General features: G+C 65.9%; 31 protein-coding genes and 1 pseudogene. 23 read left to right on the plus strand and 9 right to left on the minus strand.

Features of this window, described 5'->3' with window-relative positions; all coding sequences use genetic code 11:
- The first annotated feature begins 354 nt into the window (after nt 1-354).
- From G4D83_RS36720 to G4D83_RS36795, 17 genes are all read left to right on the plus strand, one after another.
- Nucleotides 355-696, plus strand: coding sequence for a hypothetical protein (locus G4D83_RS36720; protein ID WP_163869570.1), 342 nt, complete (start codon nt 355-357; stop codon nt 694-696).
- Nucleotides 690-1,526, plus strand: a complete 837-nt coding sequence (locus tag G4D83_RS36725; protein WP_163869571.1) for a Mom family adenine methylcarbamoylation protein — start codon at nt 690-692, stop codon at nt 1,524-1,526. The genes G4D83_RS36720 and G4D83_RS36725 overlap by 7 nt, the downstream gene beginning before the upstream one ends.
- Nucleotides 1,527-1,723: 197 nt before the next feature.
- The gene (locus tag G4D83_RS47010; RefSeq protein WP_275902414.1) at nt 1,724-1,852 is read left to right on the plus strand and encodes a hypothetical protein; all 129 of its coding nucleotides are present in this window, start codon (nt 1,724-1,726) and stop codon (nt 1,850-1,852) included.
- A 529-nt stretch (nt 1,853-2,381) separates the two neighbouring features.
- Nucleotides 2,382-2,588 (plus strand): hypothetical protein, encoded by a 207-nt coding sequence (locus tag G4D83_RS36730; protein WP_163869572.1) that lies wholly within the window; start codon nt 2,382-2,384, stop codon nt 2,586-2,588.
- The gene (locus G4D83_RS36735; RefSeq protein WP_163869573.1) at nt 2,585-2,836 is read left to right on the plus strand and encodes a hypothetical protein; all 252 of its coding nucleotides are present in this window, start codon (nt 2,585-2,587) and stop codon (nt 2,834-2,836) included. Before G4D83_RS36730 ends, G4D83_RS36735 begins: the two co-directional genes overlap by 4 nt.
- Nucleotides 2,833-3,174 carry a hypothetical protein gene (locus G4D83_RS36740; protein WP_163869574.1) on the plus strand — a complete coding sequence of 114 codons (342 nt, stop codon included), beginning with the start codon at nt 2,833-2,835 and terminating at the stop codon, nt 3,172-3,174. The genes G4D83_RS36735 and G4D83_RS36740 overlap by 4 nt, the downstream gene beginning before the upstream one ends.
- Nucleotides 3,171-4,388 carry a minor capsid protein gene (locus tag G4D83_RS36745; RefSeq protein ID WP_163869575.1) on the plus strand — a complete coding sequence of 406 codons (1,218 nt, stop codon included), beginning with the start codon at nt 3,171-3,173 and terminating at the stop codon, nt 4,386-4,388. Before G4D83_RS36740 ends, G4D83_RS36745 begins: the two co-directional genes overlap by 4 nt.
- 35 nt (nt 4,389-4,423) lie before the next feature.
- Nucleotides 4,424-5,179 carry a hypothetical protein gene (locus G4D83_RS36750; RefSeq protein ID WP_163869576.1) on the plus strand — a complete coding sequence of 252 codons (756 nt, stop codon included), beginning with the start codon at nt 4,424-4,426 and terminating at the stop codon, nt 5,177-5,179.
- Between the two features lie 168 nt (nt 5,180-5,347).
- The gene (locus tag G4D83_RS36755) at nt 5,348-6,268 is read left to right on the plus strand and encodes a major capsid protein (protein WP_163869577.1); all 921 of its coding nucleotides are present in this window, start codon (nt 5,348-5,350) and stop codon (nt 6,266-6,268) included.
- A 109-nt stretch (nt 6,269-6,377) separates the two neighbouring features.
- The gene (locus G4D83_RS36760) at nt 6,378-6,845 is read left to right on the plus strand and encodes a hypothetical protein (protein ID WP_163869578.1); all 468 of its coding nucleotides are present in this window, start codon (nt 6,378-6,380) and stop codon (nt 6,843-6,845) included.
- Nucleotides 6,846-6,863: 18 nt separating this feature from the next.
- Complete coding sequence (locus tag G4D83_RS36765) at nt 6,864-7,355, plus strand: DnaT-like ssDNA-binding protein (RefSeq protein WP_163869579.1); 492 nt, start codon at nt 6,864-6,866, stop codon at nt 7,353-7,355.
- A complete protein-coding gene (locus G4D83_RS36770) occupies nt 7,352-7,741 on the plus strand; it encodes a hypothetical protein (protein ID WP_163869580.1) in 390 nt (129 codons plus the stop codon). Before G4D83_RS36765 ends, G4D83_RS36770 begins: the two co-directional genes overlap by 4 nt.
- Nucleotides 7,738-8,205 (plus strand): HK97 gp10 family phage protein, encoded by a 468-nt coding sequence (locus tag G4D83_RS36775; protein WP_163869581.1) that lies wholly within the window; start codon nt 7,738-7,740, stop codon nt 8,203-8,205. The genes G4D83_RS36770 and G4D83_RS36775 overlap by 4 nt, the downstream gene beginning before the upstream one ends.
- On the plus strand, nt 8,202-8,627 hold the full coding sequence (locus G4D83_RS36780; protein WP_163869582.1) for a phage tail terminator-like protein: 426 nt from the start codon (nt 8,202-8,204) through the stop codon (nt 8,625-8,627). Before G4D83_RS36775 ends, G4D83_RS36780 begins: the two co-directional genes overlap by 4 nt.
- Before the next feature lie 28 nt (nt 8,628-8,655).
- A complete protein-coding gene (locus tag G4D83_RS36785; RefSeq protein ID WP_163869583.1) occupies nt 8,656-9,807 on the plus strand; it encodes a phage tail tube protein in 1,152 nt (383 codons plus the stop codon).
- A 63-nt stretch (nt 9,808-9,870) separates the two neighbouring features.
- Complete coding sequence (locus tag G4D83_RS36790; RefSeq protein ID WP_163869584.1) at nt 9,871-10,311, plus strand: hypothetical protein; 441 nt, start codon at nt 9,871-9,873, stop codon at nt 10,309-10,311.
- Nucleotides 10,312-10,361: 50 nt separating this feature from the next.
- The gene (locus G4D83_RS36795; RefSeq protein WP_163869585.1) at nt 10,362-10,616 is read left to right on the plus strand and encodes a phage tail assembly chaperone; all 255 of its coding nucleotides are present in this window, start codon (nt 10,362-10,364) and stop codon (nt 10,614-10,616) included.
- A gap of 25 nt (nt 10,617-10,641) precedes the next feature.
- Here G4D83_RS36795 and G4D83_RS36800 read toward each other — a convergent pair whose 3' ends face one another.
- The gene (locus G4D83_RS36800) at nt 10,642-11,082 is read right to left on the minus strand and encodes a hypothetical protein (protein WP_163869586.1); all 441 of its coding nucleotides are present in this window, start codon (nt 11,080-11,082) and stop codon (nt 10,642-10,644) included.
- 91 nt (nt 11,083-11,173) lie between these two features.
- Here G4D83_RS36800 and G4D83_RS36805 point away from each other — a divergent pair, with 91 nt between their 5' ends.
- Complete coding sequence (locus G4D83_RS36805; protein ID WP_163869587.1) at nt 11,174-15,067, plus strand: phage tail tape measure protein; 3,894 nt, start codon at nt 11,174-11,176, stop codon at nt 15,065-15,067.
- 31 nt (nt 15,068-15,098) lie between these two features.
- Here the strand turns inward: G4D83_RS36805 and G4D83_RS36810 are convergent, their stop codons facing one another.
- The 3 genes and pseudogenes from G4D83_RS36810 to G4D83_RS36820 form a co-directional block, all read right to left on the minus strand.
- Nucleotides 15,099-15,671 (minus strand): hypothetical protein, encoded by a 573-nt coding sequence (locus tag G4D83_RS36810; RefSeq protein ID WP_163869588.1) that lies wholly within the window; start codon nt 15,669-15,671, stop codon nt 15,099-15,101.
- A 225-nt stretch (nt 15,672-15,896) separates the two neighbouring features.
- Complete coding sequence (locus G4D83_RS36815; protein WP_163869589.1) at nt 15,897-16,565, minus strand: hypothetical protein; 669 nt, start codon at nt 16,563-16,565, stop codon at nt 15,897-15,899.
- A gap of 41 nt (nt 16,566-16,606) precedes the next feature.
- Nucleotides 16,607-16,984: pseudogene (locus G4D83_RS36820) on the minus strand (phage antirepressor KilAC domain-containing protein); the annotation flags it as partial.
- Nucleotides 16,985-17,200: 216 nt separating this feature from the next.
- On the opposite strand from G4D83_RS36820, the gene G4D83_RS36825 reads away from it, so the two are divergent.
- A complete protein-coding gene (locus tag G4D83_RS36825) occupies nt 17,201-17,374 on the plus strand; it encodes a hypothetical protein (protein WP_163869591.1) in 174 nt (57 codons plus the stop codon).
- Between the two features lie 933 nt (nt 17,375-18,307).
- Here the strand turns inward: G4D83_RS36825 and G4D83_RS36830 are convergent.
- Nucleotides 18,308-19,165 carry a caspase family protein gene (locus tag G4D83_RS36830; protein ID WP_163869592.1) on the minus strand — a complete coding sequence of 286 codons (858 nt, stop codon included), beginning with the start codon at nt 19,163-19,165 and terminating at the stop codon, nt 18,308-18,310.
- Between the two features lie 205 nt (nt 19,166-19,370).
- Here G4D83_RS36830 and G4D83_RS36835 point away from each other — a divergent pair, with 205 nt between their 5' ends.
- On the plus strand, nt 19,371-19,649 hold the full coding sequence (locus G4D83_RS36835; protein WP_163869593.1) for a hypothetical protein: 279 nt from the start codon (nt 19,371-19,373) through the stop codon (nt 19,647-19,649).
- Nucleotides 19,650-20,961: 1,312 nt separating this feature from the next.
- Complete coding sequence (locus G4D83_RS46555) at nt 20,962-21,162, plus strand: hypothetical protein (RefSeq protein WP_240357038.1); 201 nt, start codon at nt 20,962-20,964, stop codon at nt 21,160-21,162.
- Here the strand turns inward: G4D83_RS46555 and G4D83_RS36845 are convergent.
- Nucleotides 21,159-21,368: a hypothetical protein gene (locus G4D83_RS36845; RefSeq protein ID WP_163869594.1), complete on the minus strand. Its 210-nt coding sequence runs from the start codon at nt 21,366-21,368 to the stop codon at nt 21,159-21,161. The genes G4D83_RS46555 and G4D83_RS36845 overlap by 4 nt on opposite strands.
- 143 nt (nt 21,369-21,511) lie before the next feature.
- Between G4D83_RS36845 and G4D83_RS36850 the strand changes: the two genes are divergently transcribed.
- Nucleotides 21,512-22,120, plus strand: coding sequence for a phage tail protein (locus tag G4D83_RS36850; protein WP_163869595.1), 609 nt, complete (start codon nt 21,512-21,514; stop codon nt 22,118-22,120).
- Between the two features lie 119 nt (nt 22,121-22,239).
- On the opposite strand, the gene G4D83_RS36855 is transcribed toward G4D83_RS36850, so the two are convergent.
- Nucleotides 22,240-23,274, minus strand: a complete 1,035-nt coding sequence (locus G4D83_RS36855) for an SMEK domain-containing protein (RefSeq protein WP_163869596.1) — start codon at nt 23,272-23,274, stop codon at nt 22,240-22,242.
- Nucleotides 23,275-23,658: 384 nt separating this feature from the next.
- Here G4D83_RS36855 and G4D83_RS36860 point away from each other — a divergent pair, with 384 nt between their 5' ends.
- Complete coding sequence (locus G4D83_RS36860) at nt 23,659-24,354, plus strand: phage minor tail protein L (protein ID WP_205522809.1); 696 nt, start codon at nt 23,659-23,661, stop codon at nt 24,352-24,354.
- Nucleotides 24,355-24,448: 94 nt separating this feature from the next.
- On the opposite strand, the gene G4D83_RS36865 is transcribed toward G4D83_RS36860, so the two are convergent.
- Complete coding sequence (locus tag G4D83_RS36865) at nt 24,449-25,030, minus strand: hypothetical protein (RefSeq protein WP_163869598.1); 582 nt, start codon at nt 25,028-25,030, stop codon at nt 24,449-24,451.
- Nucleotides 25,030-25,203: a hypothetical protein gene (locus tag G4D83_RS36870; RefSeq protein WP_163869599.1), complete on the minus strand. Its 174-nt coding sequence runs from the start codon at nt 25,201-25,203 to the stop codon at nt 25,030-25,032. Before G4D83_RS36870 ends, G4D83_RS36865 begins: the two co-directional genes overlap by 1 nt.
- Nucleotides 25,204-25,230: the final 27 nt, after the last annotated feature.

Here is a 25,230-nt window from a genome sequence, read left to right on the forward strand (position 1 = left end):
ATGGGGGCCGAGCTGGCGTTGAAGGTGGCGTCCGTGCTCGCCGACGTGGAGGGGGCGTCGGCAGCCCGGTGCGAGTGCGGGGAGTGGCTCAGGGAGGCCTGCGCCACCTGCACTCGGTGCGGAGCCTCGCCACCTCGATGGGAGGACGCCGGGGTGAGGGCGCGCCGCTGGCCTCGCTGCTCCTGCTGCTCGGAGCCGATGGACGCCAGCCGCCTCACGGCCTGCGTCCATTGTGCGGCCGCGCTTGAGCAGCGCGCGGTGCGGGAGGCGTTGGCGCGCCTGGTTGGTGCGCACGGTGAGGCGCCCGAAACGACAGGGGACCCGGGCGGAAACTCCTCGGAACCCGGGCAGTCGGTGCGCACCGCTGAACAGCCCGCCGCCGAACTGGACCTGGAAGAGCTCGAGCGCGTGGCCCGCGCGGCCGCACGGCACGACGACGGCTGGACTCTGGAGACCGCGGAGACGTCGCCCCACCTGGCCGAGGATCCGGCATCCTCCGTCCACCTGCCGCTCGACGTGAGGTGGACGGCCACCATCGTCACCCGAGCACCATGGAGCGTCCTGCTGGAGGTGGTGGGCAACGTCACCGCCGTGCCGGACCGGGCGCGCCACATCCTCGCCTTCCAGCCCCGCGTGGCCCTGGCCCTGCTCGCCGAGATGCGCCGCCTGCGTGAGGGGAGGGGTGGCGGGTGCTGACGTCGTGCGTGCAGCGGTGGAGCGGGCGGCGGGCCAGCTACCGGCCTGCCGGCGAGCCGATCCGCGCCAGCGACTACGAGGTGGCACCCCTGGCGCGCGACACCGAGGCGCGGGCCTTCGTCGAGGAGCATCACTACAGCGGCTCCTACCCGGCTGCCCGGTGGCGCTTCGGACTCCATCGCCGGGGTCAGCTCGTGGGCGTCGCGGTGTTCTCCCAGCCCGTCAACGACAAGTCCCTGGCCGTCTTCCCTGGTGGGGCGGCCTCCGCGGTGGAGCTCGGGCGCTTCGTGCTGCTGGACGACGTGCCCGCCAACGGGGAGACGTGGTTCCTCGCGCGGGCCTTCGAGGTGCTGGCGCGCGACGGGGTGGTGGGCGTCCAGTCGTTCGCGGACCCGGAGCCGCGCACCACCGCGAGCGGCGAGGTGGTGTTCCCCGGGCACGTGGGCACCATCTACCAAGCGCACAACGCGGTGTACCGGGGACGGGCGACGCCGCGTACGCTACACCTGCTGCCCGACGGGACGGTGTTCAGCGCCCGCGCGGCGCAGAAGGTGAGGGCGCGGGAGCAGGGCTGGCGGTACGCCGTGGCGCAGCTGGTGGAGTCCGGCGCCCAGCAGCCCGCGCCCGGCGAGGACCTGCGCGGGTGGCTCCGGGAGTGGCTGCCCCGGGTGACGCGCCGACAGCGCCACCGGGGCAATCACCGCTACCTGTGGGGGCTGCGTCCAGCAGTCCGCCGGCACCTGCCACCGTCGCTGCCGTACCCGAAGTGGGAAGTGCGGTTGGTGTCGGAACGAGCTGCGCTGAGCGGCCGCAGCCCGGGAAACGTGTGATTAGAAATGCGCTGGTGACGTGGGGTAGTGCCTGCTTCGCGAAGCATCAAGGACCGCAAGACCACGTCCGTACTTCTGTGCACTCGCAACGCCACTCATACCCGCCAGAGTCGCAGCAGATCAGGCTAACTCCCTGGCGTCTGCAGGTCCTGTCCTGAAAATTGGAACACGGTTCAGCGTCGCACGTGGGGGACGGCGTGGGGCACGCGATTGAGGTGCCATCGCACGTCACTCCCACTCCGTTCGTCGCGGTGCAGTTGACCGTCGTCGCCGGGCAACTCACCGAGCCCTGTGCACAGGTGGCGGTGCAGGCCGTCAACTCCTGAGACGAGGCGTTCATCTCCTCGCTCTCGGTGGTCACTCCTCCGCACCCCACAGCGAACGCGGCGGCGCACGCCAACACCAACAGCTTCAAGCTCTTCATGGTGAATCCCCTGTCGTGAGGGTGTGCGAGCGAGAGGACGACCGGGCTGGTGGCATCTTCGGCAATTCATGCGACAGCCGCAATTCGCGCCGCCGCATGGGTCGGTAGCGCCCGGGGCTCCGATGCCCATCGCACAGGTGGCGCGGACCGCGTCCTCACCTGCGATGACGCTCGGGCCCATGCGTTCCCGTGCAGACGCAAGCCGTGTCCTATCGCGCCAGAGTAGGCCGCCCGCCGTCACCATCGGTGGGCTGCCCCGGGCGCTTCCTCGCGTCCGCTTCGTTCGCCACCGCAGCCCCCACGCCCTGGCGCGCGTCTACTTCCGCCCCATGGGGCTGCGGCCTCGTGACGTTGCTGAGTGGCCCGCCATGCGTCGGGGCATCCTTGCCATGGGTGCATGGGCCTTCGCTGGACGGCGGCCGAAGGGGTCCGTGGTTCACTACTGGGCGGCACCCAGCGTCTCCCCGCTCCACCTCGCCTACATCCTCGGGCACGAGGTGGGGCACGTCTCGGGCAAGCAGCTGCGCTCCCGGCGCAACGCGTGGAGGGAGGAACTGCGCGCGGACGAGTACGGCGCGGCGGCGTACCTGTCGCTGAAGCACGTCCTTGCCGTTGCTGGGAAGGCTGGTGCCGCGTGAGTCCCGGAACCGGGGAGGAGCACGCCGCGGCGGAGGTCCAGCGGCAGTTCGCGATGATTGAGTGGCTGGAGCAGCAGAGCCCGATTCTGACGGCGTTCCCCTTCGCCGCGCTGCCGCCGGAGCCGCTCATGATGTGCCGCACGCCGCTGGCGTCGTCGCTGGATGCGAGCTGGCACGCGGAGCCGGAAGGGTGCCCGACCTGGACGGACGCTGCGGAGTGCCAGTGCATGCGAGGGGGCGAGGCGTGAGGCCTCTCGTCCTGGATGTGTTGCTGAAGGCGCCGGGGGCCGCTCTTCGCGCACTCTTCAACTCCCCGAAGACGCACGACTACACGGAGCGGTACTGGGGGCACGACTACTCCATTCAGGAGGTCCGCGACGATGGCCGGAGCCTCACTGCCATGGGGTGGGGCTGCGGCATCGAGGAAGGCCACTTCCTGCTTCTCCGGAACGGGGCTGGATCCACGCGCTACCTCGTCCGGCGCATTCGGTACATGGCCGACCCTCACGACATGTGGAGCGCGAGCCTGGAGTTCGCGCCGCGTCAGGGGCCGTCGCCAGAGACAGAGGACGGCGCCGGACGGTGAGCACCGGCCCGACGATGAACGAGGAGCTGCTGGAGCGCTCCATCGCCCACGGGGTGCAGGTTGAGCGCTACAAGGCGGGCCTCGTTCGGCGCGTGGTGGAGGTGCTCAACGAATCCGAGGAGGACCTGGAAGCCGAGCTGACGAAGCGCCTGTCCCGCATCGAGGCGGCGGGCGGGTACGACGCCGGGCCCCAGGTGACGAAGCGCCTGGAGGAGATGCTGGCCCGGGTGGGCGGCGTGCGCGCCGAGGCGTACGGCACGGCGATGGGGCTCATGACGGAGGAGCTGGGCGCCTTCGCGCTGCACGAAGCCAGGTGGCAGGCGGCGGTGCTGCAGGAGACGCTCATCGTCGAGCTGTCCGTGGCCACGCCCTCCGCGGAGGTGCTGCGCGCGGCCGCCTTCTCTCGGCCCTTCGAGGGGCACGTGCTGAAGGACTGGGCGGACTCGCTCGCCCCCGCCGACGTGGACAGGCTGGGGCGCGTAGTGCGCCAGGGCGTGGTGGAGGGCAAGACGACGCAGCAGATGGTGCGCGAAGTCATGGGCACCCGCGCGGAGGGCTACTCCAACGGGATTCTGGAGACGAGCCGGCGCAACGCGGAGTCGGTGATTCGCACCGCCACCAGCCACGTCGCCACCCAGGCCCGGGAGGAGGTGTTCAAGGCGAACGCGGACATCGTCCAGTCCGTCCGCATGGTGGCCACCCTCGATGGCCGCACCACGCTGGGGTGCATGGCGCTGGACGGGAAGGTGTTCCCCGTGCGCGACGGACGCCGTCCTCCCTTCCACCGAGGCTGTCGCACAACCACGTCGCCCGTCATTGACGGCGTGAAAATGGTGGGAGACCGGCCCTCTGTCACGGACACACGCACAAGGCGTCAGCGGGACATCGACTTCCGCGCCGAGGCCAAGGCCAAGGCGGGCGAGGCGCGCTGGACGGCCATGTCCGAGAAGGAGCGCGCGGCCGCCATCTCCCGTCAGCGCCAGAAGTGGACGCGGGAGAACGTCGGCCAGGTGCCGAAGGGCCTGTCCTACGAGGAGTGGCTCCGGAAGCAGCCCACGCCATTCCAGGACGAGGTGCTCGGGCCCACGCGCGCCCGGTTGTGGCGCGACGGCCGCTTGCCGTTGGGGCGCTTCACCGACGCCAGCGGGAAGACGCTGACGCTGGAGCAACTGCACGCGGCGGAGGCCGCGTCTTTCAAGCGGGCGAAGTTGTAACGGGCCCGCGCGCAGGACGAGAGGAGAGGACGCACATGCCGTTCGAGTGGCAGCCGGAGCTGGAGAAGCTGGATGAGGTGCCCGAGACGTACCGCGGGTTGTACGCGAAGAAGGACGGCGCGGAGGGCGAGGCCCCGAAGTTCACCCTCGACGCCGACCTGGCGAAGCGGATGGACACCTCCGCCCTCGCCAACACACTGAAGAAGGAGCGCGACATCGGCAAGGAGCTGAAGAGCCAGCTCGCCGGATTCACGAAGCTGGGGAAGGCGCCAGAGGAAGTCGAGAGACTGGTGGCCGACTTGCGCGCGGAGCTGGCCGAGGCGCGGAAGGGGAAGGAGGGCGCGGACGCGTGGGACAAGCAGCGCGCCACGCTGGAGGCGAACCACACCAAGACCCTGGGCGAGAAGGATGCCGAGGTGAAGCGGCTGACGTCCGTCATCCACAAGCGCATCGCCGAGTCCGCTGTCCGAGACGCGCTCGTGAAAAATGAAGGGGCTGTCGATCTTCTCTTACCAATCGTCGCGCCCAACGTGACTTTGGTGGAGGAAGACGGTGATTTTTTGGTCCGGATTACTGACGAGAAGGGCAACCCTCGCGACAGCAAGTCGGGCAGCCCCATGACGGTCGAAGAGTACGTCCTGGAGCTCAAGAAGGATCCGCGCTTCGCTCGTGCCTTCAAGGGCACGGGTTCCTCGGGCGGTGGGACGCCCCCGGGGGCGAACTCGGGAGGGATTCCCGGGAGTACGAAGATGACCCCGCTGGATCGCATCTCCAAGGGGTTGAAGAAGTAGCACCCGTCGCAGGTGCGCGTGATGCGGCCCGCGACAAACCGGGAGGGATTCCCGGCGGCAGTCACTCTTCCTCAAAGCCAGACATGACCGAGGGCTTCTGACAGCCCCGCCCTTGGCGCACCCACCGCCTGTCTTTCTTTCCCTCGCTCCGAGGAGGAGCGCCTTCCTATGCCTTCAATCACCCTTGTCGAAGCCGCCAAGCTCAGCCAGGACGACCTGGTCGGTGGAATCATCGACAACATCGTCACCGTCGACGCCTTCTACCAGCGCCTCCGCTGGGAGTCCGTGGAAGGGCCGGCCATCGTCTACAACCGCGAGTCCTCGCTGGGCGACGTGCAGATGCTGGGCGTCGGCGGCACCATCACCGCCAAGTCGCCCACCACCTTCGTCCAGGTGACGAGCGCCCTGAAGCGCATTATCGGCGACGCCGAGGTGGACAACTTCATCGAGGCGACGCACTCGGACACCACCGACCAGAAGGCGCTCCAGGTGGCCGGGAAGGCCAAGGCGGTGGGCCGCAAGTACGCCAACCTGCTCGTCAACGGCACCGGTGCCAATGACGAGTTCGAGGGCCTGCTGGGGCTGGTGAGCGCGGGCCAGACGCTGGTGGCCGGGCCGAACGGCGCCGTCCTCTCGTTCGACTTGCTGGACCAGCTCCGGCAGAAGGTCACCGCGAAGGACGGGAAGCTCGACTTCTACATGATGTCGGGCCGCACCATTCGCTCCTTCAAGAAGCTGCTGCGTGCGCAGGGCGGTGCCGGCATCATCGAGACGGTGGAGCTGGCGGACGGCGTGGAGGAGGTCCTCGTGTACGAGGGCGTCCCCATCTTCAGGAACGACTGGATTCCCACCAACCAGACGCAGGGCACCAGCACCACCTGCACCTCCATCATCGCCGGGTGCCTGGACGACGGCACCCGCAAGGTGGGCATCGCTGGCCTGCACGCGAAGAAGCAGATGGGCATCCACGTCGCTGACATCGGCGAGGCGGAGCTGAAGGACGAGTCCATCACCCGCGTGAAGTTCTACTGCGGCCTGGCCGTGTTCAGCGACCTGGGGCTGGCGGTGCTCCAGGGCGTGACGGACTGAGCGACGCGCTTCTCGGCCGGGCCTGCCCGCGGGGACTTCCTGCCTGGGTGGGCCCGGCCCTCAACCTCGCGCCCGGCGTGTGCTGGGCGCATTCCCTGTGGAGCAGGACATGGCTGGAAACCGACTGACGGTGGACGTGGCGTTGGTGGGGCCGCGCGAGGGGGATACGTGCAGCCTCGCGGGCTTCGACTTCAAGGACGGAGTGGCCGAGGTGCCGAGACACGCGGCGACGGCCCTTCACATTCTCGGCAAGTACCACAACGCCTTCCAGGTGGACTCGCGCGAGTATGAGGAGGCCCAGGCGAAGTGGGCGAAGGAGAAGGCGAGCGCGGAGTCCGCCGGCGCTGCGGACCCGAAGCTGGTGTCCGCGCTGGAGGACGCCCAGTCGCACATCGATGCGCAGAACGCGGAGATGGAGCGGCTGCGAGCGCTGCTGCGTGAAACGCAGGGGCTGGTGCCGAGCGCCGCGAAGGCCCAGGCGACGACGGAGCTGACGAAGGCCCCGGAAGAGCCCGCCCCGGCCGACGCGAAGGGCCCCAAGGCGCCGAAGGCCCCCAAGGCGCCGAAGGGCGAATAGGCCGAGGAGCAACCGCCCATGCCCATTGACGCGACGCCGGGCGGCCCTGCCGCCGACTCGTACTGCACCCTGGTGGAGGCGGACGCCTACCACTCCGCGCGCGCGCACAACGCGGCGTGGGAGTCCGCCACCGTTGAGCAGAAGGAGCGCCACCTGAAGTGGGCCACGAGCCTCTTGGACACCCACTTCCAGTACCTGGGCGCGCGCGTCAGCGACGCCCAAGCGCTGGCGTGGCCCCGGCGTGGCGTGCGTCTGGACGGCGTGGACGTGTCGCCCCTCACCGTGCCGCTGCGCTTGCGCGGCGCGGTGGCGGAGTTCGCCTTCCGCCTCATGCCCGAGGACTGGACGGCGGGGCTGGGGCCCGTGGTGGACCAGGGCGTCCAGGTGGGACCGCTGAAGACGACGGCGGAGACGCACGTGCCCATTCCGGCCCAGGTGGCGCAGATGCTGGCGCCGCTGGTGCGCCCGCGGCCGGCGGGCATTGGCTCCCTGCAGGTGGTGCGAGGGTGAGTGCCCAGGCGGACAGGCTGGCGCGCAAGGCTCTCGCGCTGCTGGAGAAGTACGGGGAGGAGGCCTTCCTCACCCGACGCACGACGGGGGAGTACGACGTCGCCACCTCGGCGCCGGCAGTGACGGTGGCCAGCCATGAAGTGAAGGTGCTGGTGCTGGCCGACAGCGGGCAGGACAAGGAGGGCGACTCGCTGGCGAAGGGCAGCACGGTGAAGGCCGCTCGCCGCAAACTGCTGGTGGCGGCCGGCGGCCTGGCCGTAGTGCCGGTGCCAGGTGACGAGGTGGGCCCGCTGGAGGTCCGCACCTGGACAGTCCTCGCGACGGACCCGCCCGTCCAACTCGGCGGGACGCCCATCCTCTTCACGCTGCGGGTGGCCTCGACATGAGCACCGTCAAGCGCACGGACGCCAAGGTCCGCAAGGGTGCCAGCTTCTCCCGGCAGGTGGAGGCCTTCGTCGGCATGGCGAAGGAGCGCGCCAACGTCGTGGTGCGGAAGACAGCCCTCGGCTTGCTCGCCAACGTCGTGGAGGCGTCGCCGGTGGACACCGGGCGCTTCCGGGGCAACTGGCAGGTGGGCATCGGCGCGCGGCCCTCGGGCACCACGGAGGACTCAGACAAGGACGGCAGCGGCGTCGTCACCGCCGCGGCGTCCCAGCTCGAGGCCGCGACGCTGGGCAACACGGTGTACGTCACCAACAACCTGCCGTACGCCCGCCGGCTGGAGTTCGGCCACTCGGCCCAGGCTCCACGCGGCATGGTGCGCATCACCGTCGCCCGCCTGCGAGAAATCCTCGAGGGGGCGGTGGAGGACGCGAAACAGGGTGGGGGTGGAGGGGGCGGTGGCACGTGAGCACCGTCCTGCTGGACATCACCCAGGCGCTGGAGGCGCGAGTGGTGGAGGTGCTGGAGCCCGTGCTGGGCCCCGGCCACCTGGCCTTCCCCAACGTGCCCTTCACCCCGGTGGCGGGCACCCCTTGGGCGAAGGTGGACCACCTGCCGGCGCGCACCGCGGCGGGCAGCGCGGGCGTGGACGCGTACACGCGCCGCCCCGGCGTCCTCCAGGTGTCCCTCTTCTTCCCCCTGGGCGCGGGGACAGCTCCTTCCCTCATTGCCGCCCAGGCGGTGTGTGACGGCTTCAAGCGGGGCACCACGCTGGCGCGCGGGGACACCACCGTCCGCGTCCAGTCCGCCTCCGTCGCCCCGGGTTTCCGCGACGAGCCGTGGTGGGCGGTGCCTGTCTCCGTCTGGTGGTTGGTGCACTCAATCGACTGAGCCGCCACGAGCGGCAGGAGGTACTCACATGGCTTCTTCGGCTTCAGGGCAGCGCACCGCCGTGCGCTTCGTCGCGGAGGGCGACTACGGCGTCCCCGCCAGCACCACGTACCAGGCGCTCCGCTTCACCGGCACCAGCCTCAACCTCGGCAAGGAGACGTTCCAGTCCAACGAGATTCGGGCGGACAGGCAGGTGGCGGACCTCCGCCACGGCATGCGGAGCGTGGCCGGGGACGTCTCCTTCGAACTCTCCCGCCTCACCTTCGACGAGCTGCTCGCGGGGGCGTTGGGCGGCACCTGGGAGGCGGTGACGACGGGCGCGGTGTCGCTGGAGGCGGACGCGGATGACGAGTCCTTCGTCCGCACCACCGGCAGCTTCCTCGCCGAAGGCTTCCTCCCGGGCGACGAGGTGTCCGCAACCGGCTTCGCGACGGCGGGCAACAACGGCCGGGCCAAGGTGGTGTCCGTCACCCCGCTGTCCCTCACCGTGGACAAGGCGCTCGCCGCGGACGCCGCAGCGGCGGCGCGCACCGTGGCCCTGGTGGGGCGGCGGTTGAAGAATGGGACGCTGCTGAAGACGTACAGCATCGAGCGCGCCTTCACCGACATCGGCCAGTACCTCCTGTACCGGGGCTGCGCGGTCAACGGGCTGAAGCTCTCCATCCAGCCCGGGGAAATCGTCACCGGCAGCGTCACGTGGTTGGGCAAGGACATGGTGCAGGCCACGGCCTCGCATGCCACCACCCTCACCCCGCCCGGCACCGGCAGCCCCTTCGACGCCTTCACCGGCGCGTTGCTGGAGGGTGGGGTGGTGGTGGCCAACGTCACCGGCGTGGAGCTGGACATCAGCAACGGCCGCACCACCAAAGGCGTCGTCGGCCAGGCGTCGCCCACCGAGGTGCATGAGGGCGGCTTCGGGGTGTCCGGCACCCTCAGCGCCTACTTCCAGGACGGCACCCTCCTCAACCGCTTCATCGACGAGGAGGAGTCCTCCCTCGAGGTACTGCTGCGGGACGTCAACGGCGTGGACTTCCACCGGCTGTACATCCCCCGCCTCAAGTACACGGGCGGTGACTTGGACAACCCGAAGGAGGGCCCCGTCGTCGTCTCGCTGCCCTTCACCGCGCTCCTCGACTCCGTGTCCGGCGCCACCCTCGTCTACCAGCGCAGCAACGCGTAGCCCCTCCCGCTCGTGGCGCTCGCCGCGGGCACACACCCTCGTTGTTCCCGAAGGAGCACCTCCATGAACGGACCCACCGGTTTCGACCTTTCCTCCATCCAGCACCGTGACACCTCGGTGGTGGAAATCCGCCACCCCGTCACCGCCAAGCCCGTCGGCGTCCAGGTGGAGGTGGCCAGCGCCGACTCCTCCCTCGTCCGCGAGGCGGAGCGGGAGCTGCGGGAGCAGTCCCTGGCGCGCTACCAGCTCAACCGCGGTGCCGCGCTGACGGCGAAGGAGATGGAGTCCGACGCGCTGGAGTTGCTGGTGCGCCGCACCGTCTCCTGGAGCGGCGTGCTGGAGGGTGGCAAGCCTCTGGCCTACACCCCGGACAACGCCCGGCGCCTGTACACCTCCCTCCCGTGGCTGCGCCGCCAGGTGGACGAGGCGTGCGCGGACCGCGCCCGTTTTTTCGTGGACTCGGTGAGCAGCTCCTCGGCTTCGCTCGCCACGAATTCGGACTGAGCCGGGCCCCGGAGGGCAGTGACGTCTCCCTCCGGGCCCACCTGGAGCAGGTGGCGAAGGCGACGGGGCAGGTGCCGGCGGAGCTGGTGAACGAGTACGAGCTTCCGGCGGCGCTCGCCCACGTCTGGGAGTGGTTCTGCGAGCTGAGTGGCGCGCGTGGGGCGGGCATGTACTCGCTCGCCCCCATCACCTTCCAGGACATCGCGGCATGGGCCCGGCTCACCGGGCACCGACCCTCACCCGCGGAGGTGGGGCTGCTTCGTCAGCTCGATGACGTCTTCCGCGAGGAGCTGAACCCGAAGTGACGAGGTGGCGGTGCTGCTGCAACTCCTAGTTCTGAAGTGGTTGCTCGGCCTTCTTCTTCTCCTCCTCGGCTCGCTCCTTGGCTGCGAGGTCCGCCATGACGGCGTCGATGCCGCGGAGCTCGGACACGGGCTTCGTCATCTCGATGCCCGTGTCTCGGTCCCGGAACCCGACGTGTGTCCATCCCTCTTTCTCCATTTCCTCCTTGCCACCGTCGTAGTTCGGCATCTCCTTCATCATCGCGGCTCGAATCTCGTTCGGGTTCGTCGAGCCGAATGGCTGGATGCGGAGGATTGTTGTGTGGTGCTTCCCCGCGGTGGCCCAGCGAAGCTGTGGGGTACCCGCAGTGTCGTTGCTCTGCTGGATCATCTGGATCCGTTTTGCTTCGAGCCGTTTTGCTTCCTCCGTGCGGAGGTCACAAGCAGCGACGAGAAGAGACACGGCCAGGAGGGCGTAGGGCGCACGCATGGGGCAGGAGGCGAACACAGCCCGGGCCAGGTGGTCCACTGGTCGCGCGTTCAGTCGGGCGGCTACAGCCCCTCGCTGACGGGAGGCGCCCATGTCTGAGGGGGTCGACCTGGCGGAGTTGTCGATTCGCATCGACACCTCGGAGTCCGCCGCCGGAGTGCAGGGACTCAACGACCTGACGAAGGCATCCGAGAAGACGGAGACGGCCACCAAAAAGGTGGAGACGGCCAGTGAGCAGTTCCAGCGCGAGATGGCGCGGATGCACAAGGAAGTGGAGGCCAACGTCAGGGCCTTCGAGGAGATGCGCAACAAGTTGAAAGATTTGGAACGAGTGACTGCGCTCGCGAAGACCTTCGACGCCGCGGCGGAGGCCGCGAAGCGGTTTCAGAAGTCGATGGAAGACACGAAGGTGTTGGACGCCTTCAACGAGAAGCTGAAGCAGTTGGAGGGCTCGGCGGGCCGCCTCACGTCCGCGTTCGGGGACACGGGCACCATCCACCGGTTCATGAACGAGCTGAACAAGGCCTCGTCTGCCATGTCGAAGATGCAGGACGACATGCGCGCCGCGAAGTCCATCCAGGAGGTGGCGAAGGCAGCGGACCTGGCGAAGTCGCCCGTGGAACAGCTTACGAAGGGGCTCGGGGGACTCGCCGGCAACGTCATGGGCATGGTGGCAGTGGGGGCGACGTTCCGCAGCGTCACCACGGAGGCCATGGGGTTCTCCACGGCCATGGCGCAGGTGAGCACTCTGCTGGAGGACGACCAGCTCGGAATGATGGGGCAGCTCGCGGACAGCGCGAAGCGCCTGGGGGCGGAGTTCGGTCGAGGGCCCACCGACCAGGCCAAGGCGTTGTACGAAATCATGAGCGCTGGTGCGGCGGACGCGGCGAAGGCCACGGAGATGCTCGCTGTCGCCAACAAGCTCGCCATCGGCGGCGTGACGGATGTGAGCGTCGCGGCGGACGGACTCACCAGCATCATGGCGAGCTACGGAAATCAGCTCCGTAACGCCACCCAGGCCGCCGACGCCATGTTCATCTCCGCTGCTGACGGGAAGACGTCCATCGAGACCATCGCCCGGCACATCGGCAAGGTGGCGCCCATCGCGTCGCAGACGGGCGTGTCCCTTCAGGAGTTGCTCGCGGCGAATGCGGCGCTCACGAAGGCCGGTATCAAGACGGAAACGGCCATGGAGGGCGTCCGGAGCATCCTCGCCCAGGTTGCCAAGCCCTCCGGCGAGGCGGCCATCCTCGCGAAGGAGCTGGGCATCCAGTTCGACACCGCGGGGCTGAAGTCCAAGGGGCTTTCGGGCTTCCTCCAGGACATGAAAGACAAGACGGGTGGTAGCACCGAGTTGCTCGCCGCTCTCGTCGGCGGCGTCGAGGCGCTACTCCCCGCGATGACCCTCTCGGGGACGGCCTCGGCGGACTTCGCCGCGTCGCTCCGGCACATGGAGACGTCGGCGGGAAAGACGGAGACCGCCTTCCGGAAGATGGCGGAGACGCCGCAGATGAAGGTGGACCAACTCCGAGCGCGCTTCGCCGCGCTGCGCATCGAGGTGGGCGAGGACCTGCTCGGAACCATCTCGCCCGCCATGGACGGACTGCTGCGCAACTTCGACGAGGTGACGACGGCCGCGCGCTATCTCGGCCAAGCGGTGGCGGTGATCGCCGCGGCGCGCGTGGTCTCCTGGGGCCAGGAGTGGACGAAGGCGCTGTATGAAAAGGCCGCTGCGGCGAAGAAGGCGAGGGAGGCGGTCGTCGAGGCCGCACTGACTGAGTCGCTCTACAAACGCGTCCAGGGGGAGAGCCGGGCCGAGTCGTTGAAGAACGCGATGGCCCAGCTTGAAAAGCGGCAGGCCACGCTACAGACGGCGGCGGCGCTCGAACTCTCAATGACTGCCTCCCGCAAGGCGGCCATTGAGTCCAATCTGTTGGCGCAGGCGAAGGTGCGCGAGGCGATTGCCATCGAGGGGGCGACGTTCGCCACCCGGGCGGGGTCTGCCGCGCTGGCAGCCATGGGCGGCCCCATCGGAGTGGTCGTCATCGCGCTTGGCGCGGCGGTCACCGCTTTCGCCGAGTTCGGGCGGGCCGCGGAGGAGGCCCGGGAAAAGGCAATGCAGCACGCCCAGGAGTCAGCCGCTGCGGTTGGGCGTGGCGCACAAATCGTAGTGGACCTCATGAAGCAGACAAAGGCTATGGAGGGCCAGACGAAGGCAGTTGACGACCAGCGAAAGGCATTGGAACTGCTCGTCATTGCAAAGGAAGAGGTCGGCGCTCTTGGCGGGAAGTACCAAGACCTTCTGACGAGCGAGGTCGACACAGTTGGAGAACTTAGATCCGTCGTTCGGGCGGTCGCAGATGAGGACTTGAGGGTCGCCCAGTCAGAGGTTGCGCGACTGTCTGCCGCAGTGAAGGAGAAGCAGAACCTCATCGTCTCTGTGAATTGGAGGTGGGCTGGTCGAGGGAAGCCGTTCTCCGAGGTTCGGAAAGACTCGCGGTTCGCCGAGCAGATCGAAGAAAAGCTCGTTCCCTTGGAGAAGGAACTCGCTGTTCACCAGCAGCGCGCCGCTGAAGTCCAGAAGGCCCTCCTTTCGATAGAGGAGGCGGCGAGGGAGGAGGCCAAGCTGGCCGACAAGGTTGCCGGCGCCCATGGCCGCGTGGGAGCCGCAGCCACGAAGTCGGCTACCGAGATGATTGACGCGGCCAAGGCTAAGGATGCGGAGGCGAAGAAGGCCACGGCGTGGCTGGAGAAGCTGGAGGAGGACGTCCGGGGTATCGGGAAGACGAAGGCGGGCGCCCTCAACCAGTCGGACGAGTACAAGGCGCTCACGGAGGAGCAGAAGAAGCTCGCCGACGCGGCCATTGCGAAGCTCCAGGACGCTGAGGCCACGAAGAAGCAGGCCCAGGCGCGGGACGAGCTGGCGAAGAAGTCCGTGAACTGGCTGCAGCGCATCGAGGAAGAGGCGCGTGCCGTCGGAAAGGCGAAGGCGGAGGCGCTCAATCTCACCGACGAGTACAAGGCGCTCTCCGCCGCGCAGAAGAAGCAGGCGGACGTGGCCATCGCGAAGCTGCGCGAGGCGGAGGTCGCGAAGGAACTCGCCAAGGCCGAGGAGAAGCGCGTCCAGGTGCTCCAGGAGCTGAACCGAGAGCTCGGGGACCCGGCGAGCTCGAAGTACATCGAAGCTCAGCAGGCCCTGCGCGCGGAGGTGGAAGCCCACCGCCTCCCGTTGGAGCAGTATGCCGAGTTGCTCTCCAAGGCGCGGGCACTGTGGACGCCGGAGGGGCGCGCGGAGGCCCAGCTTGCGAAGGAGCTGGAGCAGTTGGAGAAGCAGCTCAACCCGCTGGCCGACGCGCAGAAGCGGATGGAGGCCGTGCAGAAGCTCTTCGACAGCCAGCGCATCAGCGCGGCGGCGTACCGGAAGGAGGTGGCGAAGCTCCAGGAGCAGCTCTCCGCGGGGTTCGCGACGGCCCAGGAGTCCGTCTCCATCGCGGCCCAGCACATGGAGGACGCCTTCGTCACCTTCGCCACCACCGGGCAGTTCAGCTTCCGGTCCATGGTCGACGGCATGCTGAAGGACCTGGCGCGCCTGCTGGCCCACAAGGCCTTCGTCGCGCTGGTGGACACGGCCACCACGGCGCTCGTCGGCGCGACGGCGTCACCGGCCGGCACCTCGGGCGGGGCCGCGCTGGGTGGGGCTGGGAAGCTGAGCCTGGGAAGTGGGGCACCCCAGGCTCCGAAGCTCTACGTGCCCAGCAAGGCGGACATCCTTCCGCCGGCTGGGGAGGGTGGGGAGCAGGTCACCGTCTCGGTGGTCAACCACTTCGGCCAGGACGGCTCGGTGACGTCGGAGGTGCAGTCGTCGGGCGGGAGGGCCGACGCCGAGCGCATGGCCCGCGGACTGAGCGTGGCCATCCGCAAGGCGCTCCTCGAGGAAATGCAGCCCGGCGGCTCCATCTACAATTTCACGGCGCGGCGGCGGTGAGCAGAGGGGACTCCAGGAGGTGCGACGACGCTCACTCAGAGGCGCGTGATGCGCGCCGCAAAGCTTTCTCGTGCTGCTGCCGGGTGAGGTTGCGCCACATTTCTTGGAGCGATACGGCGGGGTCGACTGGCGCGTATCCCGAGGAGAAGACGTGGAACTCCGACTCAAGTTGCGCAGCGAGCGGCTCCTCTAGAATTCGCCACTCCTGTTGGGCTCGGCGTAGCCCGTCGCGCCGCTCTTCCGCTTGGCGAATAGACATCGCATTCTGAGCAGGCTCTTGTGATTGCGACGACAGCTCGTTTTCGATTTCGGCAAGCTCGTACTTGGCGCTCTCTGGGGTGATGCGAGTCTCCCAGCGCCCGACGCCGCTCCTCCGGAGATGGTGGAGGCTGTGTGACTCCGTAGGGGGCCAATCGTTGACGTGGTAGCTGTAGAGCATCGTCATTTCGACGAAGTCGAACATCCAGGTGTCCACGAAGACGTCGTGGCGCCTCCAGTGTTCGACTCGGCGAAGGGCCAAGGAAGTTTCGGCACGGAGCCCCTGGTTCATTTTCCAGAACATCCAGCCGATGACTGCTGCGATGACGCCCCACTCGATGCTCATCGCTCAACCTCTCTCGTCCGCCCCGGTAGGCGCGTCGCACGGGGCCATGAGCTTCCGCTACGAGAGAGAGCCGGTCAATCTGTGCGCACAGTGGCTTGACGTCCGGTTCCGTGACCGCGGGATGGTCAGGCGGTGGCGGTGCCTGCAACTGGAAGCGAAGGCGTTCGGGGCGTGCCGTCCGGGCCTGGGAGGCCCGGCTCCGCTCGCCCGAGGCGGACGCGTGGGTCATTCAATGACTGGGAGACCCGTCCGAGCAGGGCGAGGCTCGAGGTCGAACTCGACGTTCGCTCGTGCCTTGCGGGTCGGGCACCGTCCATTGGTCTCGCCCACAGTCTCCAGGACGAGATGGCCCGCGACGCGCGTGGCGTCGTTCACCCACAGATCCATGGTCCCAGTCACCTCAAGGTGCATGTCGCCTGATTGATACGGGCCCTCGTAACAGAAGGAGCTGGCGAATGCGGACTGGACGGCTGGGCTGTGTCCCTGGCGAGGCGCGAAGGCGGTCTCGTGTGCGGCCCACCCCTCAGGCGCTTTTGCCAGTCCATCAATCACGAGGGTTGTGGGTCCTGTTCCGAGCAGCGCCGTGTCGACGTCGATGAGGAAGCAGAGCCCGGTATCGTCGTACATGTTCTTGCGAGAGCCGTCATCGTCGGCTCCGCAGACTTGGATTCTGCTGGCATTGGGTCGGGCGTCGCGTACAGGTGAAACAGCGGAGCCACCCTGGTTGTCGCTGAAGTGCCGCCACTCGCCGCCGTACTCCCCATCAATCGTGCCCAGCACTCCGAAGGGCGCGTTGTCTGGGCCGCAGCCCGTGAGCGACAGGAGTGCGAGGGAGTGGAGCAACGCGAGGTAGGAGGAGGGGACGCGGCTCGACGGCACGGAGGTCTGATTCATGGAGTCCGCGTGGCTGCATACCACGTGCCCGAAGCGCTCCGTCAGGCTTGCCCGGTGGACGCGAGCAGCAGCGGCACCTGCTCGGGCTCCTTCGGCACGGAGAGGTGCCCGTACTTCTTCGCGAACCACGCCACCCCAGCGGGCGTCACCAGCGTCTGGGGGCGGGTGTGGGGCTCGTCCTGGCCGGGCTTCTGCCGGCGCAGCACACGCACCTGGTACACGAGACGGCCGTCCCGGATGAAGGACGCGAAGGGCACCCACGGACTGTCCTTGTCCTTCTTGAAGCACACCGCGTCCCGCTCCAGCCACTGGAAGAAGTCGCGGATGGGCAGGCGCAGGTGCCTGGCCGTATCCATGAGACTCATCAGCCGCGTGGTAGAGAGGAAGTCGTCGGCCAGCTTCACCGCGGGCGCCTGGGCCTCGAGCTGGCGCTGCTGCTCGCCGAACTGGGCGGCCGGCGCTCGTTCTCCTCCGCCATGTCCGCAGTGAGTTGGTCGAGGGCGGACTTCGGCTGGGCGGAGGCGTCAATAATCTGGCCTGGGGGCCGAGCAACCATGGGCGCTGAGGCTGTCAGTGCCGAGCAAGGCTGACATCCTCCCGCCGGCGGGGAGGGTGGGGGCGACGTCACCGTCTCGGTGGTCAACCACTTCGGGCAGGACGGCTCGGTGACGTCGGAGGTGCAGTCGTCAGGCGGGAAGGGGGACGCGGAGAATCTCGCGCGCGGGATGGAGGCCATCGTCACGCGCGTCATCGTCCGGGAGATGCAGCCCGGGGGATATCTCTACAATTTCAGAGGGCGCAGAGGGTAGAGCTGTGCCTGGAGTTGCGGGAAGTCGTAAAGACTAGGAAGGAACTTGTGCAATCAGTTGAATGGGGTGAGGCAAATGCCTACAGGGGCTCAAATGTCGCTGCCAGCGAAGTCGAGAAGACGATGTCGGACAAGTCCGCTTTGCCAGTCGCCCCGAGCTGGAAATACAGCTCTCGGGGGGTTGTTGCGTTCGGCTGGCTGTTTTGTGAGCCGAGTCTTACTGGGACAGTGAGAGTGGCCGATAAGCCACTGCTTTTGTTTAGCTCTTGATGAAGTGCGCTGTCTGCGCCCTTAGAGACCCAGTAGTGATTGTACTGCACTCCTAGATAAAAGGAGGCTAGCCATACTGCAAGAGTGGCCTCGACTGTTCCGATTGCGAAGCTCGATTTTTCCAGCTTGCCTTGGGTAGATGACTGCTCTGGCTGCACAGTGTCGGCGGCCTGGTAGCCTCCTTGTCCTGCCACTCGAAAGTCGAGTCCAATCGATCCGTCGTTCGGGTCCGAGTTGACGGCCTCTGGGAACCATGAAAAGCGTAGTCCAGCGTTTGCATTCCCAACTCCTGCGACCGACCGAATGCGCTTGGCTACTGTTTCAGGAGAGCCGGTATTTGGTTTTGGGTTTATGTCCAGGCGAAGCTGAAGGAGTAGCGATCTTGGCGAATTGGTATCGCCCATAAGATAGCGCTCGGACTGTGCTTGAACCCGGGGAAGTGGGCTTGCTCCGTCTCCGTCAAAGTTGAATGTAATGTTGGGAGCGAGGACAAGCGGCTTTAGTTTTCGAACCTCGCCGCGCAGTGGTCCATTGGCAGGATTGATCTCCTGAGGCCTTCGAAGCGAGATTGCCTGCTGCGCGTAGGAGGAAAATCCGATCGAGAGTAAGCCAGTCATTAGGAGTCGGTGAGTCACATTGATTCGAAATGGACTTGGCATGTTGACTAGGTCCCGGGCGCGCGTTGGGTGTTGGTGCTGAGTGGTTGAGGTTGGGGTCGTGTTTGAGGCTGTGGCTGAGGTTGAGGTTCAGACTTACGGAAGGAGAATGAGCCTTCCGTGAGTGAGTGTTGCACCCAGGGGCGTTGCGTCTTTTGGCTGGCTGTGAGGACCAATGTCGTGACTCGCCTGAACATCATGTCAATGTCGTCGCCGTCGAATTTGTCGAGAGTTGCCAGTATCGCTGAGGCGAAAGGACTATTGGTGTTTGGCAATCCGTCGGAGGCGGCGTTGCCTGGTTGGGTGGAGAAGACGATGTATGCCCCGTCCACTCCGGCTTCAGGAACAAAGCCGACTCCTTCGCCTTGGCGGCTCGGGTCCGTGCGGCAAGCATCGAATATCATGATGTTGAGGCCGGAGTAGTTTCTTTGGCTGAACTGAGACAAGAGTGACTGCAGGCTTGTTCGGCGGGGCCTGTTCGGGGTGTGATCAATGCCAAGTAAATAGTTTATGCCGTTTGACTCGGCTCCATGCCCCGCGTAATGGAATAGTGCTGTGTCGTCGTTGGAGAGTATGTCGACGAAGGTTTCGACGGCGACGCCGATGTTGCCGCCGCGAAGGTCTTTGCAGATGGTGACTGCAAAGCCTCGGCGCTCAAGTGCTTCGGCCATTGAGTCGACATCGCGAGCAGGGTTGCTCAAGGCGGGCAGCGCCGCGTAGTTGGTGTTCCCGATCAAAAGCGCCTTCCGGGGCGAGCTAGTTTTAGAAGGCTTACATCCCGATGGGAATATATTCTTGTCTGTCTGGGCACTCGCTACGGTTGGGTGCATCCAAAAGAGCAATGCTGCAATGAGCGCGATTCGCATGGTCAGGCCCCCCGGCGTCCTTGCGTGTCGTGGTCACTTATATCATAGCGTTGAACTGATGGCATCATGGGTAGATTTTGCCCTGGTTCGAGGTGATCCCATTGTGTCCTGATTGTTGATGTGCAAAGCACTGGTTGTAGGGAGTCTTGGCTGCGTGGGGCATTCCCTCTCTCTCGGGCTCCAAATGTGCAATGTTTGGAGGAGGGTGGACTTCGGCTGGGCGAGCAAGGCGGCCACCGGGTCGGGCGGCTGGGGCTCCGGGACGACGGAGTATTTCCCCGTCTTCCGGATGGAGGGGACGACGTCGTGGGCCAGCCGGCGCTTGAACTTCTCCGCGCGCTACACTCGTGAGCCGAAGGTGGCCCGGTACATGCCGGACTCGTTCACCACGGCCATTCGCAGGGTGCCGCCAGGGGTACGCACTTCCGCGTATCCCTTCTCGTCTGCGGCCAGCGAGCGCGTCATGTCGCTGGCAATGCGGTAACGAGCCGAGGGCCACGGCGATGTCGCCCGCGACGAACCACGGCTCGCCGGACTCGACGACGACGCGCACCGGGTGCTGCTCGAAGAGGAATGAGAGCGGCTCGACGGGGGAGGGTGGGTTGCAGACGGGCATGGCACCTCCAGGAAAGGCATCCCCTCCCCGGAGCCGTACACACCGGGAAGGGGGCGGCGCCACACGACTGGGGGGAACGTCGTGGGCGTCTTGTGGTGGGGCCTGGGAGGAAGCCTCCTGCACCGAGAGGACGGCGTCCGTTGGACCAAGTTGCTCGGTTGGGGGCTATGCCGACACCAGAACGGAGGTCGTGTCGCGCAGCGATGGCGGCCTGAAGACGCAAGGGATCGCGTCGGTGCCGAAGCGCGGAAACACCTGATGCGCTAGGCTACCTACGTTGAACAACGGGGGATGTGCCGAGATGGCCTTCGTGGGACACCTGTTCATCCTTGCCGCTCTTGGCGGGGGCCTTCTGCTGTTCTTGGTCCACCCTCGCTCGGTGACGTTCTTCGGCATAACCCTGTTCGTAGGATTCCTCGGGAGTTCTGCCGGGCTTGCTGGGACCGTGATGGGGCTGCTGATTGGAGCCGTTCTCGGAGGGGCTGCAGCCGGTGCTGTTCATGGGGGCATCAGCATGATGTCCGGGATTGCACAAGGCCGTGCGCATCCTGAGAGTCTACAGGCCCTACGCCAACGGCACGAGAGACGCCGCGCGCGTCAGCAACAGCCTTCCCGTGTTGCGCCCGAGCCGGCGCCTCCAGCCCGCCCTGCTGGTCTGGGCCCCAGTCCGGCGCAGCTCCAGGCATACGCAGAAGAGGAACCGGAGAAGACGGTCGTTTGGCGACGGCCAAAGCCCCCTCCTCCGAAGAAGTAGGAGGCCAAGACGCTGCGCTCAGAATGCTCCTTTCGGAGGTCGGCACACCTCCTGCTTTTCCCCTGGGCCATGGACGACAGGGCTCGGCGGGAGGCGCTCGTTCAGCGTCTCGGGGAAGTGGAGAGGGAGCTGCAGCGGGCGGTGGCGGAGCGGGACGGGAGTCCGGCTGCGAGGATGCGGTACGCGCGGGCCCGTGCGGCGCACGAGTGGACGACACGGGAAGCCGTTGCCGTCCTCCGCGCTACCGTGCTGACGGACTCGCCCCATGGCGCTGAAGGCGGGGTGGGGTAGAAGGCCGCCGTGCCACACGATAGAAGCAAGACGCGCCCTGAGCGGCGGAAGGCCCCTGCTGGCTCTACTGTCCGGATTGACGGCCTCCACGTCTCCCGCGCCGCGTGGGCGCGCGTGGAGGCTCTCGTCGAGCAGATGAACCGGGCCGGTATTCCCCGGGCTCACCGCTCCGGTGCGCTGGACCTGCTCCTCGTCCACCCGGAGCTGGCCGCCCAGGTCCTCGCGGGTGGATGCACCGTCCACTGGTGCGCCACCTGCGCTGCGTGGCTGCCCGGAGTCCCGAACGAGGAGCATGCGGGGCATCAGGTTCAGGGCTTCGATGTGCCGTTCAACTAGTCATGGGAAATGCCCTCCCATGGCCCAGGTGAACTGGCATCCGCGACGATTCGTCTGAAGCGGGGCTTGCTCAGGTCGAACTCGATCCAGTCGAACGTTATTGGATTGCTCCAGCGCTCGACTCCACGGAGAAAGCCATCGCCTGTGTCGGCGGTTGCTGTTTCAAGAAGGATATAGTGATTTGTAATTCCTGTTTTATTGGTCATGCACGAGCCCCTCCACTGGGGCTCACCTAGATCTTGTTAGGAGTCGTTCCGAGGGACCTAAGCGCCTCTGTCTCTTGTTTTTGGCTTGGTCAGATGGGCTGCAACGAGGCCTCGCTTCGAAGTGCTGCCGGACCCCGTCCACCATGCCGGCGACGCTGTTGGGCATGGAGCGCTTCCCCCACGTGCCGGACTACGGCGCCCAGCAGCAGACTCAGCCGCGTGTCCTGAAGGCTCAGTTCGGTGACGGCTATGCCCAGCGCTCGGAGGACGGCATGCGTACTGTCCTCCCGCGCTGGGCTCTCCAGTTCAACGCCCGCCGGAAGGTGGATGCCGACGCCATCGAGGCCTTTCTCCAGGCCCGGAGGGGCGTGGAGCCCTTCGAGTTCGTCGTGCCGTCCAGCGCCTGGGACGTCACCGGCTTCCCGGTGGGCACCGGGGACGGGGTGCGCACGCAGTACCTCCTCGAGCGGCCCGTGTCTCCGGAGGTGCCCGACGAGCGGGTGCCGGCGACTGGCTGGACGGCACCTCCGCAGGTGTACCGGAACGGGGTGCTCCTATCCGCGGGCGTGGACTACGTGCTCTCCAGCTCCGGACTTGTCACCTTCGCCGCTGCCCCAGTGCTTGGTGCGGCGCTCACCTTCACGGCCAAGGGCGAGCGTGTAGCGCGCGTCGTCTGCGAGAGCTGGTCGTCCACGGCGAAGGGCTTCAACTCGCACGACGTCAGCGCCGAGTTCCAGGAGGCGGTGGGGTAAGGCGTGTTCTTACCTGGGATCGCTAGCCGCCTCACTATTTCAATGGGTAATGTAAATATATAGCATTTGCCCTCGCCGGGGCGCGTAGCCACTAAGGGCATCACGGCCACGCGCGTAGCTCAGAGTCCAGATTTGAGTGCTTTGGTGGGGGTTGGGCCAAAGGGTTCAAAGTTCATTGTCGACATCAGTGTTGCTGCTTTGAGGCGTTTGGCGAACAGGAAGGGCATGAAGGCATCGCTGAAATTTGAGCGACGGGTGACAGGAAACAAGATGCGCCAGTGGGCGGAACGGCCGTATTCGGTAGGCTCATCGCGCTCGATGAAATCCATTTCGGAAAGGAGTCGCAAGTCTCCTTCTGTGTCTGCCAGTTGGACCTTGCGGTTTACGAGGTCGTAGTTCACGCGAGCCGAACGGCCAGGCTCGAGTGTGGCTGATGTCTGGTCTATAAGCCAGCCATAGAGTTCTCTGGTTAGACGAGGCAGGAAACTTAGCTTTGTAATGAATTCGTCCAGTCTGTCGCGGGCGTCATCCACGCTTGTGAAGAGACTTTCGGTCGTTTCATCACTGAAGAAGATGGTTGCATCCGATCGGATTACTGTTGGCATGGGTTCGACGAAATCAGCGATTGTGGTCGCGTATCCGCCTCCTGGCAGTCGTGGTTCGAGTTCAATGCGAATTCGAGCCTGCTCGTTTGCTACCTTTCTATGAACGGACTGAAGCGTTGTAATGTCTAGGCCCAGGATCTCGCGGCCCAGGTCGGTCATGTCGACCACATTTTTGCTTGTGAAGTTCAGAGCTGAGGCGGCGTCCGGGTCAAGATCGTACTTTGCTTTCTTTTCCCCAATGATGAGCACGAAAACCGTCTTGAACTTGGTGCGCTGCTCGTCTGTTATCTTCTTTAGTGTGGAGTTGATCTTTGTGGCGTCCGAGCGTGAGGTGATTTGAAATGCTATCTTTTCTGTTTCGTCGCCAAGATCGAGCCCTGGCTCGTTGCTCCGATCTGCATTTAGGTTCGTGAGATTGATCCCACGAACAAGGTTCAGGACATCTCGGAAGAAGTTCTCAAGTACTCCGTTTAAGTCAGTTTGACCCAGCGCACACCGCGCTCTGACTTGGCTGGCAATGGCGTCTAGGTCGTCGATGACTTGGCCCACAAAGAAACCCCTGCTTGACATTGGTCCTCCAGGCCTGCATGGAATCGCCTACTCTATGATCGTTGCGATGGGACAGTATATGTTCTCTTGGTCTCGGGATGACAAGGTGTCCACCGCTCTTGCGCTACCGTCATCCGAATGGGTTGGTCCATGTTGATCGAGGTGATCATTCATTGGGCGCCGTTCGCTGGAGATAGCGACGGTTATTCCTAAGTCGAGGCCGCGCGAATCTTTCGGGTGATGCGAGTTGGTAGCGAACCGCGCTCCAACGGACGGCGTCCACCGCCCGGGCGAAGAGGGAAGGATGGACCACCACGCTCTTGTCGCCGCGCTTTTCGCTGCTTCTGCCTTCGGCGCCGCTACCGCGCGGGCAAGGGGCGCCTTGTGAGCATCGCCGAGGACATCCAGAAGTTGGAGCCAGGCGCCCTGGTGGAGCTCTTCGTCCTTGACGCGTCGTCCATCCCCGGAGGCGGCATCAGCCACTTCCACGCGGGCACTAACGGTCTGGGCGGGCCCGTGGTGTGGCAGGGCGCCTCGTACCAGCCCTGGCCCGTGCAGGCCCGCGGCTTCGAGAAGTCGGGCACCGGGCGCTTTCCCCGGCCCACGCTCACCATGGCCAACCTCCAGGGCACGCTGGGGGCCCTCGCTCGGGACTGCAACGACCTGCTCGGTGCTCGCGTCATCCGCAAGCGCACCTTCGTCCGCTACCTGGACGCGGTGAACTTCCCCGGTGGCGTCAACCCCACCGCGAGCCCGTCCGAGGGCTTCCCGGACGACGAGTTCGTCGTGGATGCGAAGACGACGGAGAACAAGCACCTCATCGAGTTCACCCTCGCGGCGCGGTGTGACCTGGAGGGTGTCCGCATCCCCCTCCGCGTCATCACCCAGATGTGCGGGTGGCAGTACCGAGGGGAGGGGTGTGGCTATGCTGGGCCTCCAGTGGCTCGGGCCGATGACTCGCCGACGTCCAGCCACATCGAGGACAGGTGCGGGAAGCGCCTCTCAAGCTGCAAGGCGCGCTTCGGGGCTACGGCCGTTCTTCCGTACGGGGGCTTTCCGGGCGTGGGATTGCTCCGGTGACGACTGCCCATGTCGTTCCAAACTAACGCCGAGCAGATGTACGCTTGGTTGTTTCGCAATGCGTCGGATCGAAAGCGGCCGCTGTACGCGGACTTCAATGTTGACACGGGCCGCCATGCTGAGCGAGCGACTCAGGAGTGGGCGGAGGACGGGACTCTATAGGTGTGGAGGGAAGAAGGTTCGCTGGTGTCTTTGGAGATGCTTCTACTGGTGTGTTTAGAGGTGGAATTGGTGGCTTGCCTACACGCCCGAGCACAACGATTCCAAGCAAGAGGTAGGCAGCGAACAAGAAGTAGATCTTCCCGTGGTAGGGAATTTTGATCAGCAGGCGTGCATTTCCAATTGGGATGACCTGCAAGTCCTTCTTTTCTGCTTGGTTTAGGTGATAGCCATAAATCTTGGCAGCAACTACGTACTGAAGAAAATCCAGCGCCAGGGCGACGACGACGAGAAAACAAGAAAAGAGCAACCCGCCCCGTAGTCCTCCGAGGCTCTGGTCTGCCACGACCCAAATGATTGCGACCGCTCCAAGAGCTAGCGTCCGAACGTTCTCGCTAGCCCGACCTGTATATGCGTCGTACTCCTTGGCAAGTAGGTCGACATCCATTTCTTCGCTAGCGTGTGGGGTTGCGCTAGTGCTGGGAGTAGATGGTTGCCCAGATGAGGGCGTGCTCATCAGGTGCTCCTTCGCGGCAGTTTCTTCTTGGGCCCACCAGTTCGAACCTTGACTTTTTCGGCCGACTTACCGGTGGTTCTCTTGCCGAGAGCTCTTTTCTTCAGCGCAGGTTTCTTCGAGGTTCCTCTTTTTTTGACTGTCTTCGTAGGTGCTGACTTCTTCTTGGTCGCCACGCAATTTCTCCTTTGGGTGCTGTTTGG

It is taken from the genome of Myxococcus eversor, assembly GCF_010894455.1.
Lineage (GTDB): Bacteria > Myxococcota > Myxococcia > Myxococcales > Myxococcaceae > Myxococcus > Myxococcus eversor.